The organism is Stenotrophomonas sp. YIM B13575, from assembly GCF_042787595.1.
GTDB classification, from domain to species: domain Bacteria; phylum Pseudomonadota; class Gammaproteobacteria; order Xanthomonadales; family Xanthomonadaceae; genus Stenotrophomonas; species Stenotrophomonas lactitubi_B.
In genome coordinates this window covers 35,052-48,574 of the sequence record NZ_JBHZOP010000095.1, presented here as the reverse complement: position 1 = coordinate 48,574, position 13,523 = coordinate 35,052, and the positions used below count along the sequence as shown (strand labels likewise).

Here is a 13,523-nt window from a genome sequence, read left to right as displayed (position 1 = left end):
GCCGGGCGGCTGTAGAGCCGAGCCTGCGCTCGGCTGCGCTTCCCCGGACTGCAGATGGTGGCAGCCGAGCGTGGGCTCGGCTCTACAATGGGCACCCCTGATTGCCTCACCGCACCGCCATGACCGACCTTGCCCCGCAGACCCCGATCGAAACCCTGCTCAAGGCCGCGATGGACGGGACAGTTCCGATCCGCGCGTTCATGGAGGCCTTCGTCGCCTCCGAGGTGGTGCTGCTGACCGGCAGCCTGGTCACCCCCGATGGCAGCGGCTTCGACCCGCTGTTGTTCGACAAGCAGGGCACCCTGCACGTGGCCGTGTTCACCGATCCGGCGCGGGTGGGCATCTACATCCAACAGGCCGAGCATCAGGTCCGCTGGCTGATGCTGGACGTGCTGCGTCGCGTGCCGGGCGGTTACGGCGTGGTGATCAACCCGGGTACCTCGCTGGGCTTCGAGATCTCGCCCAGCGGCATCGGCGAGATTCTGAAGGACTTCGCGCAGGTGTAGAGCCGAGCCCATGCTCGGCTGCTTCCCTTCGGGTGCCGTACGTGATCCCCTTGGTCAACAACGGAACTGAGGCTTCGCCATGGAATTCAAATTGCTCTCCGCCGACGCGCCGGAAAGGCTGCAGCTGGCACAGTGGTACAACGCGCAATGGGGCCGGGATGCCGGCGTGTCGCTGGAGCAAGAACTGCAGCTGCTCAACCAGCCGCAGGATGCGGAAGGCTTCCCGCACCTGATTGCAGCATTCGATGGCGGCCAGGTGGCAGGCGCGGTGCAGCTCAAGCGCCGGGAGATGCAGGCATTTCCACAGTACGAGCATTGGCTGGGCAGTGTGTTCGTGGCCGACAGTCATCGAGGCCGTGGGTTGGCAGGCAGATTGGTCGAACAGGCTGCGGCGCAGGCGGTGCGGATGGGCGTCTCGCATCTGTACCTGCAGACCGAAGCCCTGGATGGCGGCCTTTACGCGCGGTTGGGCTGGACGCCCGTGCAGGAAGCCGACAGCCACGGCTATCGCGTACTGGTGATGGTACGGGAGCTGGGCGCATGACCGCCGCTTCGGTACGCCATTCCCGTCTGGCCCTGGTCTTCCTGATCGGCGCCATCGTCGCAGCGCTCGTCGCCATGCCACTGCTGCGCGCGGTCGGCATCGTGCAGTGGCCGGTGTTCGTCATCGCCTGGCTGATCAATCTGGGCGCGGCCTGGCATCTGGGGCAGTGGGCGCGGCAGCAGGGCCGTTCGGAGTTTGCCTTCATGTTGCTGGCTGCACTCGGCACCGTGGCGTCGATCGTGATCTACGTGCTGTTGGCGGTGTTGGGGCCGAAGGCCGGTTCGAAGAGCCCCGCAGCGTAGCCGAGGGCGTCAACCGGGCAGTACGGCATCCACGCATGGCGTGGATCTACTTCCGCCATCGCATCGTCCGGGAAGATCCACGCCACGCGTGGATACATGCCAGTAGATCCACGCCATGCGTGGATGCATGCCAGTAGATCCACGCCATGCGTGGATGCATGTCAGTAGATCCACGCCATGCGTGGATGCATGTCAGTAGATCCACGCCATGCGTGGATGCTTCCGCAAACGGTGCCGGCCCACGGACCGGCACCGTCGCTCACATCACATCGTCACCTTGCGCCGGTTGTCCTCGCTCACCCGGTCGATCAGCTTGTTGTACGGATCGAAGCCCGCCTCATCCGGCCTGGCATCCACCGTCACCGTGATCGTCGGCGCTGCCGTGGTGATGTGATGGCGCTGCAGGTACAGCACCTTCTGGTCGCGCTCCTTGCCCGAGGGACCATTGGCGAACACACCGATCTCCACCCAGTCGTCCATGGTGCCGGCGGTTTCCTTGCCCTTGCCATCGGCGTACTGCTTGCTGGCATGCAGGTCCAGGGTCACGTCGTAGCGACCGTCCGCACGCTTGCGCGCGCTGGTGGCCAACACCCGGTTGTCGTAGAAGCTCATCTTCTCGAACAAGTCGGTGACCAGCTGCTGGCGGTCGGCGGGCGTTTCGGCGCGGATGTAGGCCAGCAGTTCCCGCGAGGTCGTGTACGGCGGCTGCTGGTAGCCCTTGTCCTGCAGGAAACGCTTCAGGGCGCGGTTCAACGCCTCCTCGCCGATTTCCTCGCGCAGGCGGTAGAACACCAGCGAACCCTTCTGGTAGTGGATGTACTGCTGGTTCTCGACACGCTCCAGCGGCAGCTCCTCGATGGCCTCACCGCCGCGCCCGGACAGGTAGCCATCCAGCTCGCGCTTGAGGAACTGGCGCATGTGCTGGCGACCGTACTCCTGCTCCATCACCATCAGTGCCGAATACTGCGACAGCGACTCGGACAACACGGTTGCGCCCTGCACGTTTGCGCCGATCAGCTGGTGCGCCCACCACTGGTGCGCGACTTCGTGGGCGGTCACGTAGAACACATAGTCCACCTTGTCCGGGTCGCGCAGGTCGGCGATGAAGCCGATCGACTCCGAATAGGGAATGGTGTTGGCGAAGGACTGGGCGAAGCGCTGGTAGCCCGGGAACTCGATGATGCGTACCTGGCGATGCTGGTACGGAGTGAAGTTGGCTTCGTAGTAGGCCAGCGACTTCTGCACCGCGTCGATCATGCGGTCCACGTTGTAGCCATGGGCGGGATCGAAATACACCTCGATCGGCATGTCCTTGTACCTCGCCCGACGAATCTCCCAGCGTGCCGACAGGTAGGCGTAGAAGTTCAGCATCGGCCGGTCCATCGCATAGCTGAAGCAGCGCCGCCCGTTCACCGTGGTCTCGTGCTGCAGGTAGCCCGGCGCCAGTGCCACCTGGTCCGGTGCGGTGCAGATGGTGCTGCGGAAGTCGAGCCAGTCGGCGTCGTTGGTGACGTAGTTGTTCGCGCGTGCGGCTTCGTCCTCCAGCTTGGGCATGCGCCGTGGCTCGCCGAGGTCACGCTTGCGCCGCTCGTTGCGGTCGCTGATCTCAACGCGTTCGTTGTAGCCGAAGGACGGCAGTACGCGGCTGTTGAAGAAGCTGCCGTTGTCGACGATGTTGCTCGGCGCCTGATCTGCGGTGATGCCATGGGGCTGCTGCACCACACGGAAATGGACGCGGCGCTCTTCGCCCGGCTGCAACGGCGCAGCCAGGCGATAGATGCGGTAGCCGAGGTCGGCGTCGTGCATCGACAGCGTCTGTCCACCCAGGTCGACGGCCACCAGCTGTTTGTCGTCGGCCATGGCCACGTGCACCTCCTGGATGGGCGCGGTATGGGTGTTGCGGATCGTCCAGTTGGCGTCGATCACCATCGACTGGGTCTCGGGATGCAGGTCCACCCGGTTGTCCACGGCGATGATGCGCGGCTGCGGCAGGTTGCGGTACTTCGACAGTTCGCGTTCGTAACGGGCCTGCAGGTCCAACTGCTGGTCCGGCGAAAGGAAGTCGTTGCGGATGTTGGTGCTCCAGTACAGCCAGCCGCCTACCGCGATGAACGCGACGGCGGCCAGCGCTGCCATCGCGCCGGTCGGGCCACGCAGGCGTCGCCCGGCCAGGGCAAGCCGCTGGCGCAGGCCCTGGCTGACGCCACGTACCCAGAATGCCGATGCCAGGCACATCAGTGCCAGCAGGAACAGCGCCCAGTAGCCCTGGAAGGCCAGCTGTCCGGTCAGGAAGTGGCCGTAGCCGTTCATGTCCGAATAGGGGGCGATCGGCCAGCTGCCGAAGTTGTAGATGTTCTGGGTGTAGTCGAGCATGCCCAGCACGCCTTGGCCGATCATCACCACGATCAGCAGCGCGTAGCCGAAGAACTTGTTGTTGGTCAGCACCTGCAGCACCAGCGCCAGGCCGCCCATCAGCACGTACACCACCGAATCCAGCGCAAGGCTGCGCAGGTACAGCAGCGGTTCGAGATGGGTGTAGCCCTTGGCCAGCTGCACGGCCATGGCAGCCAGTGCGCCGGCCGCCTGGAAGCAGGCGATCACCGCCAGCAGTGCGACGAGCTTGGCCAGCAACGGCACCCAGTTGGGTACCGGCATCGCATCGTTCACCTCGTTGATGCGTGCGCCACGCTCCTTCCACACCAGCTCACCAGCGAAGAACAGCACGATGATGATCAGCAGCCAGCTGAAGGCGCCCTGCAGGGCCATGATCATCTGCGAGGTGACCGGCCAGATGGAGGTGCCGTACAGCGTCTGCCGGAACAGCGCGGACGGCAGGAAATTGGCCAGGCCCAACACCAGTAGTACGATGAAGGGCACGCTGCGCAGTACACCGCGTGTATCGAAGCGCACCTGGCGCAGGAACTGCCGCCACGCGGTGCCTGTACTGAACACCGGCGTCACCCGCGGCAGCGTGGTCGTTGCCGGTCGCAGCGGCGCGGGATCTGCTGATGCCACCGCCTTGCCGCGGCCCCAGCGCCGGCGGCCACTGCCGCTGCGCTCGGTACGGAACAGGGCGAAGGTGGCCGCGAACAGCGCGGCGGCCACGGTCAGCCACAGCACGCGGTTGACCAGCAGGTAGCCGGCCAGTTCCGGAATGCCGCTGTTGCGCTCTTCGGTGGACCAGTAGCGGATGGTGCGCGACAGCGCACGCATGCCCAAGGGCTCGGTCAGCACCGCGATCCAGGTGTTGTCGATGTCGCGCAGCAGGGCGGCGCTGGCGCCGAACAGCACCAGGTAGGCCACCAGACCGATGTAGACCCACAGGATCGAGCGGGTCAACGCGGCCAACAGCGACAGCAGCGCAGTGGTGAACAGCAGGTTGGGAATGACGATTACCGCGAACGTCCAGGCAAAACCCTGCCAGCTGATCGGGCCCATGCGCTCGGGATCGACCCAGGGCATGAATGGCGCCAGCCACAGGCCGAACGCGATCAGGATATAGACCAGCAGGCCGGCCGCCAGCGCTGCGGCGATGCGCCCGGCCAGATAGTCGCGACGCTTCACCGGGCTGGCGAAGATCAGTTCGGCGGTGCCCAGTTCAAAATCACGCAGCAGCGCATTGCTGATGAACAACGCGGTGACCAACATGCCGAGCAGGGTGAAGACGCCCAGCATCTGTGCGATCACGGTCGGCGCGTTGCTATGCACGTTGCCGCTGCCGCCACCGATCTGCACTGCATCACTGGAAGCCGCGCCAAAGGCCAGCGCAGCGAACAGGAAAGCCAGCAGCCACAGCAATGGCGATCGCAGCTGCTCACGCAGCTCGAAGCGGAAGAAGGTAAGGATCATCGATGTGCTCCGCTCAGGCTGCGCGGGCACGCGCCTGCAGGCGCAGGCGCTGGAAGTACACATCCTCGAGATCGGGTGCGACGGGCGCGAAACCATCGCCCGGGTCGCTGGCGCTGTGCACGTGGATCACCGGACGGCCACCCACCAGGCGCGAGGACAGCACCGTGTAGCGCGCCTCATGGTCAGCCAGTTCGGACGGGTCCACCTGCTTGCGCCAGACCTGCTGCTGCAGCGCCTCGATCGCATCGGTGGGGCGCCCGGTCAGCAGCACCTGCCCCTTGTTCATGATCGCCATGGTCGGGCACAGGTCGGTCACGTCCTCGACGATGTGGGTGGACAGGATCACCGCCACGTTCTCGCCGATGGCCGCCAGCAGGTTGAGGAAGCGGTTGCGTTCTTCCGGGTCGAGCCCGGCGGTGGGTTCGTCGACGATCACCAGGCGCGGGTCGCCCAGCAGCGCCTGGGCGATGCCGAAGCGCTGGCGCATGCCCCCGGAGTAGGTGCCCAGCTTGCGCTTGCGTGCATCCCACAGGTTCACCTGCTGCAGCAGGCCATCGACCACCTCGCGACGCTGGCCACGCTGGGTCAGGCCCTTCAGCACGGCGAAGTGCTCCAGCAGGTCCAGCGCGCTGACTTTCGGGTACACGCCGAAGTCCTGTGGCAGGTAGCCCAGGCGGCGGCGCACGGCGTCCTTGTCGCGCAGTACGTCGATCGGTGATTCACCCGGAATGCTCAGGGTGGCACTGCCGCTGTCGGCCTCCTGCAGGGTGGCCAGGGTGCGCATCAGTGAGGATTTCCCCGCGCCGTTCGGCCCGAGCAGGCCGAACATGCCGCGGGGAATATCCAGGGTGACCCCGTTCAACGCGTGCACGCCGTTGGCGTACGTCTTGGACAGCGAATCGATCTTCAGCATGCGACGTACACCTTTCCGTGTGTTGATCTGCTGTTTATCGCGCTGAACGGGGGGCTGCGTCATGCCCCTTTGGTCATGGTGCCTTTGGCCAGCGATCCAGCTGCCAGCACAGCAGCGCACCGTCCTCGGCATCCACGCGCCGGCCGACCGTGCGGAAACCGTTCCGGCGCAGCACTGCCTGCGAGGGCAGGTTGTCCACCGCCGTTTCGGCCTTCAGCACGTGTATGCGCGGCTCCGTCCACGCCCATTGCACGAACTCGGCCAGTGCGGCGCCGGCCAGGCCGCGTCCCTGGTGGGCCGGGGCGATGCCATAGCCGAGGGTGAGAACACCGGCCTGCGGCGTGCAGGTCAGCGACAGCAGGCCCACCGTGCGTGCCGCCACGACGATCCGCCATGCGGCCGGCGCAAACTGCGGCTCGATGGCGGCGGTGAGGTCGGCCAGCAGGGCGATCACTTGGGGTGGGGCGACAGCGTTTTCAGCGGTATGGGTGCAGGACAGCAGAGCGCGCACGTCGTGTGCGGACGCAGGAATGAGCATGGGAACCTCGACAGGGAGTTGCCCGGAAGGGCATTTCCGGTGCGAGGGCAGGGCAGCGTGAGCCTCAGCCCAGGTGCAACTCGCCGTTCGCCGCCGTCACCGGTGCGGTGTGGGAACTGCTGGCGGAGGACAAAGGCCTTCTCCTGGCGGTAGGGAGTGCTGCGCGGACTGCGCCCGCATAGCGTAACTGCGGGTCGCTGGTGCAGTGAAGCGGCGGCCGTGAAATCTTCCTGAATGCGTTGGCATCGGTGCGCTGGATCACACAATGCGTCGACAGGGGCGCCGATACGCTCTGCCCCTCATACAGCGAAGTCAATGCGAGCGCGCATGCGGATCACAACCGGAATCGAAGGACTGGACAGCATCATTGGCGGCGGGCTGCCGCAGGCGAGGCTGTACCTGCTTGAAGGGCCACCGGGCTCCGGCAAGACCACGCTGTCCCTGCAGTTCCTGCTGGAAGGCCTGCGACGCGGCGAGCGCTGCCTGTACATCACGCTCTCGGAAACGGCCGAGGAGCTGCGCGAAGTCGCGTTGGCCCACGGTTGGTCGCTGGACGGCCTGCACCTGTTCGAGCTGGGTACGGCCGAAGGGGCGATGGGCAACGGCCGCCTGCAGTCGGTGCTGCACTCGTGGGAAATGGAGCTGGACGAGACGGTCAACCTGATCATGTCCAAGGTGGACAGCATCGGGCCGACGCGCGTCGTGTTCGATTCGTTGTCGGAACTGCGCCTGCTGGCACAGGATTCGCTGCGCTATCGCCGGCAGATCCTCGCACTCAAGCAGTTCTTCGCGCCCAAAAGCGCGACGGTGTTCCTGGTGGACGACCTGACGTCCACCGGCGATGAGCGCGATGGCCAGCTGCACAGCCTGTGCCACGGCGTGCTGTCGCTGGAACGCCTGACCCTGGACTTCGGCCCTGCGCGGCGGCGGATGCAGGTGCAGAAGCTGCGGGGCGTCGATTTCGTTGCCGGCTACCACGACATGGTGATCCGTCGTGGTGGCGTGCAGATTTTCCCGCGCCTGATCGCCTCCGAGCATCACGGCCGGTTCGTCGGAACGCCCATCAGCAGCGGAGTGGACGAGATCGATCGGTTGTTGGGCGGTGGACCGCTGCGCGGTACCTCCACGCTGTTGACCGGCCCGGCCGGCAGCGGCAAGACCAACGTGGCACTGCAATACGTCTGGGCCGCCTGCGAGCGCGGTGAGCGCAGCTGCATCTTCGAATTCGACGAGCGGGTCGGCACACTGCTGGCACGCGCCTCCGCGCTGGACATCGACCTGGACAAGCACCTGCGTTCGGGCCTGCTGGAAATCCTGCAGATCGATCCTGCGGAAATATCGCCCGGCGAGTTCTCCTGGAACCTGCGCAAGACCGTGGAAGAACGAAACTGCAGCGTGCTGGTGATCGACAGCCTCAACGGCTATGTCACCGCCATGCCGCAGGAAAAACAGCTGATGCTGCAGCTGCACGAGATGCTGTCCTACCTGAACCAGAAGGGCGTGGCGACCTTCATGATCAACCCACAGCATGGGCTGGTCGGCACCATGTCCACCGGCAGCCTCAACGTGTCCTACATCGCCGATGCGGTGGTGCTGTTCCGCTTCTTTGAAGCCAAGGGACGCATCCGCAAAGCAATTTCGGTGATCAAGAACCGCGGTGGTGCGCACGAGGACACCATCCGTGAACTGAAGATCGACGGGCGCGGCATCACGGTCAGCGCCGCGCTGGCCGATTTCCAGGGCATCCTCACCGGCACGCCCGAATTCGTCGGCGACAGTGCGGCGCTGCTGGGCCAGTCCAATGTCCGATAGCGATGATGGCGGCACGGTTGTCCGCATCGTTGCTCCGTTCGGCCGCGATGCCGACAGCATCGCGGCGGTGCTGGCCAACGCGGGTCTGACACCGTACATCGCCCCCGGTCTGGAGGCATTGGCCCGCCAGCTCGATGACTGCACCGGGCTGGTGGTGGTGACCCAGGAAGCAGTGGCGCGCGACAGCGAAGCGCTGCTGCAGGCGCTGCAGCAGCAGCCGGCCTGGTCGGACATTCCGTTCATCCTGCTGCGCTCGGCGCGTTCCTACCGGCGTTCCACCCGCGAACCGCTGCTGCCCGGCTCGATCAACGTGGTGGAGATGGACCGGCCGCTGGGCAGCATGTCGCTGCTCAGCGCTGTGCAGGGTGCGCTGCGTGCACGCGCGAAGCAGTTCGTGGTGCGCGACCAGGTCACCGCATTGGCGGATGGCCGTGCGGCACTGGCGCGCAGCGAGTCCGAGCTGCGCCTGATCGCCGATGCGATGCCGGTGCTGATCGCGTTCGTGGACCGCGCGCTGTGTTTCCGCTTTGCCAACAAGGCTTACGAAAGCTGGTTCGAACTGGCTACGGGAGAAGTGATCGGCAGGCATGTGCGCGAGATCATCGGCGAGCCGGTGTGGCAGCAGCGTCGGCCGGCGATGGAAGCGGCGTTGGTCGGCCGTGAGGCGGTGTTCGAGATCGTCTGGCCCCATCGTGTGTATGGGCGCCGGGACTGTGAAGTGCGTTACTCGCCACGCCGGGATGCCGATGGCCGCATCGACGGCTTCCATGTGTTCGTCACCGATATCACCGCCGCCAAGCTGGCCCTTGCCAGCAGCCAACAGCACGCGCACGCGCTGGAGGCGATGGTGGCCGAGCGTACCCGTGAACTGGAAGCGCAGATGGCGGCGCGCGAGGCCAGCGACGCCGCACTGCGGCAGTCGCAGAAGATGGAAGCGATCGGCCAGCTGACCGGCGGCATCGCCCACGACTTCAACAACATGCTGACCGGCATCCTGTCCGCGTTGGACATCGTGCGGCTGCGCCTGGACATGGGCCGGGTCGACGACCTCGAACGCTTCCTCGACACTGCCACCGCCTCGGCCCAGCGTGCGGCGGCACTGACCCAGCGCCTGCTGGCGTTCTCCCGGCGGCAGTCGCTGGATGCGCGGCCGGTGGAGATCAACACCCTGCTGGTTTCGGTACAGCATCTGCTGCACAGCACCCTGGGCGAGGACGTGCGTATCCGCGCCGAGCCCTCACCGCTGCCCTTGCACGCCACGCTGGATGCCAACCAGTTCGAGAGCGCGCTGTTGAACCTGGCCATCAACGCACGCGATGCGATGCCGCACGGCGGCGATCTGACCCTGCGCGCATCGGCGGTCAGCGTTCGCGAAGGTCAGTACACGGCCGTGCCGGCCGGCGACTACGCGATGGTGGCGGTGGCCGACACCGGCGCCGGCATGGCGCCGGAAGTGGTGGAGCGCGCGTTCGAGCCCTTCTTCACCACCAAGCCCATCGGCAAGGGCACGGGCCTGGGCATGTCGATGGTGTACGGCTTCATGCAGCAGTCCGGTGGCCATATCGCCATCCAGTCCAACCTGGGCGAGGGCACGACGGTGCTGTTGTTCATTCCGTTGTCGGAAGCCGTGGCGGAGGTCGAGCCTGCGGCCGCGCAGCCGATCCGGCGTGGTGCCGGCCAGTCCATCCTGGTGGTGGAGGATGACGAGCAGGTACGGATGCTGGTGACGGTGGTGCTGGAAGACCTGGGGTATCACGCCCAGGTGGTGGGCGATGCCGATGCGGCCATTCCGATCCTGGCCTCCGCGCAGACCATCGACCTGCTGGTCACCGATGTCGGGCTGCCGGGGCTCAACGGCCGCCAGCTGGCGGAAATCGCGCGCCAATCGCGGCCAGCGCTGCCGATCCTGTTCATGACCGGCTATGCGGAAAAGGCGCAGGAACGCGCGGCCTTCCTTGACGAAGGCATGGCGATGATCGCCAAGCCGTTCCTGCTGGACGAGTTCAGCATGGCGGTACGCACGGCGATGCCCGGCGGCGCGTAGCGCTGTAGGCCTTGTAGAGCCGAGCCCATGCTCGGCTGCGGTTGGCTTTGCTTCTCATGCATTTTTGCCCAGCATGGCTCGGCACCACAGAGGGCTACGCGCGCAGCGACGACTCGCGCACCACCAGCTTCACCGGGATGCTCTGGCCTTCCACCGGCTGCCGGCCGATCAGCGCCAGCAGCTTCTCCACCAGCAGCTGGCCGGCCTGCTTGGTGTCCTGCTGCACGGTGGTCAGTGGCGGCGACACCGAGGCCGCCAGCGGGATGTCATCAAAGCCGGTCACCGCCACGTCCTGCGGCACCCGCAGGCCCTGCTCGCGCAGGGCGCGCACCGCGCCGATGGCAATCAGGTCGCTGGCCGCGCAGATCGCGTTGATGGAGCGGTCCTGGGCCAGCAGTGCCAGGCAGGCCTCATGACCGGATGCCTCGGTGGTGATCGCATCGTGCTGCAGCGCCGGGTCGGCGGCCAGCCCATGCGCACGCAGCGCTTCCACGTGGCCGCGATAGCGCTCCTGGAATTCCGGGTAGTGGCTGGACGCATGGCCGAGGAAGGCGATGCGGCGGCAGCCCTGTTGCAGCAGGTGGACGGTGATGTCATGCCCGCCTTGGAAATTGTCGCTGCCGATCGACACGCCAGGCTGGCCGGGCAGGGCCGCGCCCCAGCGCACGAAGTGCGTGCCTTGTTCCACCAGCCGCTGCAGGCGGTCGCGCGACTCGTGGTAGTCGCCGTAGCCGAGCAGGATGATGCCATCGGCCTTGTTGCTGTCTTCGTAATCGGCCTGCCAGTCGGTGGACAGCTGCTGGAAGGACACCAGCAGGTCCTGCCCGTGCAGCGCGCAGGCACGGGTGATCGAGCCCAGCATCGAGTGGAAGAACGGGTTGATCAGCGAGTCGTCATTGGTCGGGTCCTCGAAGAACAGCAGGGCCAGGGTGCCGGCATTGCGCAGGCGCAGGCTGGAGGCGTTCTTGTCGACCTTGTAGTTCAGCTCGCGGGCGATGCGCAGGATGCGCTCGCGGGTCTCGGCGTTGACCATCGGGCTGCCGCGCAGGGCCCGCGACACCGTGGGCTGGGAGACCCCGGCCAGGTGGGCGATGTCCAGGGAGGTGGCTTTGCCTTTGATGGTCATGGGGGCCGGAAGGGGGATGATCGGGGAATGATGCCATGCGGCGCCGTTGGGCTGGCGCCGGTGCCAGGGCAGGGTGCGCGCAGGACCCTGCGACAGGGCTTCGGGCCCGATTCCGGCCCCGTCCGGGCGCTTTCCTGACCCAGGTGTCGGCCAAGGGGATGGTAAGATGGCCCGTTCTTGCATCCCCCAAATTTCCCGGGGGCGACCCCAGCGCTCTGCACCCCCGGCCGGGGACGTGCTATCACTGGCGGCCTGCCCCTGGACAACGGACGAAGGTACCTATGGCGCGCGGCATCAACAAAGTCATCCTGGTCGGCAACCTCGGCAACGACCCGGACGTGAAGTACACCCAGGGCGGCATGGCGATCACCCGTATCAGCCTGGCCACCACCAGCGTCCGCAAGGACAAGGATGGCAACCAGCAGGAGCGTACCGAGTGGCACCGCGTGGTGTTCTTCGGCAAGCTCGGCGAGATCGCTGGCGAGTACCTGCGCAAGGGCAGCTCGGTGTACGTCGAAGGCAGCCTGCGTTACGACAAGTACACCGGCCAGGACGGTGTGGAGAAGTACTCCACCGACATCATCGCCGACGAAATGCAGATGCTGGGCGGCCGCGGTGAAGGCGGCGGTGGCGGCGGTGGTGGCAACTTCAGCGGCGGCGAGCGTCCGCAGCGCCAGCAGGCCCCGCGCCAGGATTACGGCGGTGGTGGCGGCAACGCGCGTGGCGGCCAGGGCGGTGGTTACAACCAGGGCGGCAACCAGGGCGGCGGCTACGGCCAGCAGCGTCCGCAGCAGCAGCCGCAGCAGTCGGCCCCGCCGATGGATGACTTCGCTGACGACGATATTCCGTTCTGATTCCCGCCAGGCTCCGGCCTGCAGAACCCCGGCAAGGCCCAGCGCCCGCCGGGGTTTTTTGTTGTAGCGTGGGCGCACATGACGCCCATCCGCCTTGCCCGCGTGGCCCTGCTGCTGATTCTTGGCGGCTGCGGCGACGCCGGTAGCGGCGCTGGCCAGCGCGAAGCGCCTGCGGCCGCGCCACCGGGCCTGCCTGCGACGGTGTCGCGCACACCGCATTTCATCATCCACAGCGCGGCGACCCCGGAACAGACCGCTGCGGTCGGCATGGCCGTGGAAGCGCTGCATCGGTCCTATGCCATGACCGTGGGGCAGCAAGGCACCGCCGGGCCCTTTCAGTTGGTGCTGTATCGCGATCAGGCCGACTTCAAGGCACACAACCGCAGCAGCCCATGGGCCGAGGCGTACTACCGTCGGCCCCATGCCTTTGCCTACCCGGGCGAGGGTGACGCGCCCCACCAGTGGATGCTGCATGAAGTGACCCATCAGCTGCTCGCCGAGGCCAGTGGCCTGGCGCCGCAGCGCTGGATGAACGAAGGCATGGCCTGTTACTTCGGCGCCAGCCGGCTTTCAGACGGAACGCTGCACGCGGGAGCGCCGGACCCGGCCAGCTATCCGGTCTGGTGGCTGGGCGAACTGCGGTTCGACAGTGCCGGGCGCCCCAGCCTCGAAAATGCGCTGCTGCCCACCCTGCGCCAACTGGTGGAGGACAGCGGGCCGCCGGTCGCCGAGCATGTGAACGGCTATTACCTGGCGTGGTGGAGCCTGGTCCACTTCCTGATGGAGGGCGATGGCCAGGCCCATCGTCGGCAAGCCCTGCTGCTTCTGCACCGTCGTGGAGATCCTGCGGCATTCCAGCAGCTGATCGGCAGCTATGCGGAATTCGAGCCGCGCTGGCATCAACACCTGCGCGCGCTGGCCCGGACGCAGGGTCAACGCGAGATGCCCTGAGCCCCGTACGCGCTCGCCTCCTGCAGTGCCGGTGCGCTGCACACCTTCCGCCGCTCAGCTGCGATGGCGCCGGAATCGGCCTTG

The 13,523-nt window shown here is 66.4% G+C and carries 11 protein-coding genes; 7 read left to right on the top strand and 4 right to left on the bottom strand.

Annotated elements, in window-relative coordinates; genetic code table 11:
- Positions 1-119: 119 nt before the first annotated feature.
- The 3 genes from ACFX4F_RS15300 to ACFX4F_RS15290 all read left to right on the top strand — a co-directional run bounded on the left by ACFX4F_RS15300 (position 120) and on the right by ACFX4F_RS15290 (position 1,352).
- Complete coding sequence (locus tag ACFX4F_RS15300; RefSeq protein ID WP_380656733.1) at positions 120-506, top strand: SseB family protein; 387 nt, start codon at positions 120-122, stop codon at positions 504-506.
- A gap of 79 nt (positions 507-585) precedes the next feature.
- The gene (locus ACFX4F_RS15295; RefSeq protein WP_380656730.1) at positions 586-1,050 is read left to right on the top strand and encodes a GNAT family N-acetyltransferase; all 465 of its coding nucleotides are present in this window, start codon (positions 586-588) and stop codon (positions 1,048-1,050) included.
- A complete protein-coding gene (locus ACFX4F_RS15290; RefSeq protein ID WP_380656727.1) occupies positions 1,047-1,352 on the top strand; it encodes a hypothetical protein in 306 nt (101 codons plus the stop codon). The genes ACFX4F_RS15295 and ACFX4F_RS15290 overlap by 4 nt, the downstream gene beginning before the upstream one ends.
- A gap of 264 nt (positions 1,353-1,616) precedes the next feature.
- Here the strand turns inward: ACFX4F_RS15290 and ACFX4F_RS15285 are convergent, their stop codons facing one another.
- The 3 genes from ACFX4F_RS15285 to ACFX4F_RS15275 form a co-directional block, all read right to left on the bottom strand.
- Positions 1,617-5,201 carry a M1 family aminopeptidase gene (locus ACFX4F_RS15285; RefSeq protein ID WP_099819315.1) on the bottom strand — a complete coding sequence of 1,195 codons (3,585 nt, stop codon included), beginning with the start codon at positions 5,199-5,201 and terminating at the stop codon, positions 1,617-1,619.
- Positions 5,202-5,214: 13 nt separating this feature from the next.
- Positions 5,215-6,114 (bottom strand): ABC transporter ATP-binding protein, encoded by a 900-nt coding sequence (locus ACFX4F_RS15280; protein WP_099819316.1) that lies wholly within the window; start codon positions 6,112-6,114, stop codon positions 5,215-5,217.
- Positions 6,115-6,187: 73 nt separating this feature from the next.
- On the bottom strand, positions 6,188-6,652 hold the full coding sequence (locus tag ACFX4F_RS15275; protein WP_099819317.1) for a GNAT family N-acetyltransferase: 465 nt from the start codon (positions 6,650-6,652) through the stop codon (positions 6,188-6,190).
- 315 nt (positions 6,653-6,967) lie between these two features.
- On the opposite strand from ACFX4F_RS15275, the gene ACFX4F_RS15270 reads away from it, so the two are divergent.
- Positions 6,968-8,464, top strand: coding sequence for an ATPase domain-containing protein (locus ACFX4F_RS15270; protein WP_099819318.1), 1,497 nt, complete (start codon positions 6,968-6,970; stop codon positions 8,462-8,464).
- Positions 8,454-10,508, top strand: a complete 2,055-nt coding sequence (locus ACFX4F_RS15265) for a PAS domain-containing protein (RefSeq protein WP_380656722.1) — start codon at positions 8,454-8,456, stop codon at positions 10,506-10,508. Before ACFX4F_RS15270 ends, ACFX4F_RS15265 begins: the two co-directional genes overlap by 11 nt.
- 94 nt (positions 10,509-10,602) lie before the next feature.
- Here the strand turns inward: ACFX4F_RS15265 and ACFX4F_RS15260 are convergent, their stop codons facing one another.
- Positions 10,603-11,634, bottom strand: a complete 1,032-nt coding sequence (locus ACFX4F_RS15260; protein ID WP_380656719.1) for a LacI family DNA-binding transcriptional regulator — start codon at positions 11,632-11,634, stop codon at positions 10,603-10,605.
- A gap of 281 nt (positions 11,635-11,915) precedes the next feature.
- Between ACFX4F_RS15260 and ACFX4F_RS15255 the strand changes: the two genes are divergently transcribed.
- Positions 11,916-12,488 (top strand): single-stranded DNA-binding protein, encoded by a 573-nt coding sequence (locus ACFX4F_RS15255; RefSeq protein ID WP_380656716.1) that lies wholly within the window; start codon positions 11,916-11,918, stop codon positions 12,486-12,488.
- Positions 12,489-12,566: 78 nt separating this feature from the next.
- A complete protein-coding gene (locus ACFX4F_RS15250; RefSeq protein ID WP_380656713.1) occupies positions 12,567-13,439 on the top strand; it encodes a hypothetical protein in 873 nt (290 codons plus the stop codon).
- Positions 13,440-13,523 lie beyond the last annotated feature (84 nt).

Coding starts and splice junctions, on each gene's coding strand:
- ACFX4F_RS15280 (WP_099819316.1), bottom strand. CDS start 6,114: ATGCTGAAGATCGATTCGCTGTCCAAGACGTACGCCAACGGCGTGCAC.
- ACFX4F_RS15275 (WP_099819317.1), bottom strand. CDS start 6,652: ATGCTCATTCCTGCGTCCGCACACGACGTGCGCGCTCTGCTGTCCTGC.
- ACFX4F_RS15285 (WP_099819315.1), bottom strand. CDS start 5,201: ATGATCCTTACCTTCTTCCGCTTCGAGCTGCGTGAGCAGCTGCGATCG.
- ACFX4F_RS15255 (WP_380656716.1), top strand. CDS start 11,916: ATGGCGCGCGGCATCAACAAAGTCATCCTGGTCGGCAACCTCGGCAAC.
- ACFX4F_RS15265 (WP_380656722.1), top strand. CDS start 8,454: ATGTCCGATAGCGATGATGGCGGCACGGTTGTCCGCATCGTTGCTCCG.
- ACFX4F_RS15300 (WP_380656733.1), top strand. CDS start 120: ATGACCGACCTTGCCCCGCAGACCCCGATCGAAACCCTGCTCAAGGCC.
- ACFX4F_RS15290 (WP_380656727.1), top strand. CDS start 1,047: ATGACCGCCGCTTCGGTACGCCATTCCCGTCTGGCCCTGGTCTTCCTG.
- ACFX4F_RS15295 (WP_380656730.1), top strand. CDS start 586: ATGGAATTCAAATTGCTCTCCGCCGACGCGCCGGAAAGGCTGCAGCTG.
- ACFX4F_RS15250 (WP_380656713.1), top strand. CDS start 12,567: ATGACGCCCATCCGCCTTGCCCGCGTGGCCCTGCTGCTGATTCTTGGC.
- ACFX4F_RS15270 (WP_099819318.1), top strand. CDS start 6,968: ATGCGAGCGCGCATGCGGATCACAACCGGAATCGAAGGACTGGACAGC.
- ACFX4F_RS15260 (WP_380656719.1), bottom strand. CDS start 11,634: ATGACCATCAAAGGCAAAGCCACCTCCCTGGACATCGCCCACCTGGCC.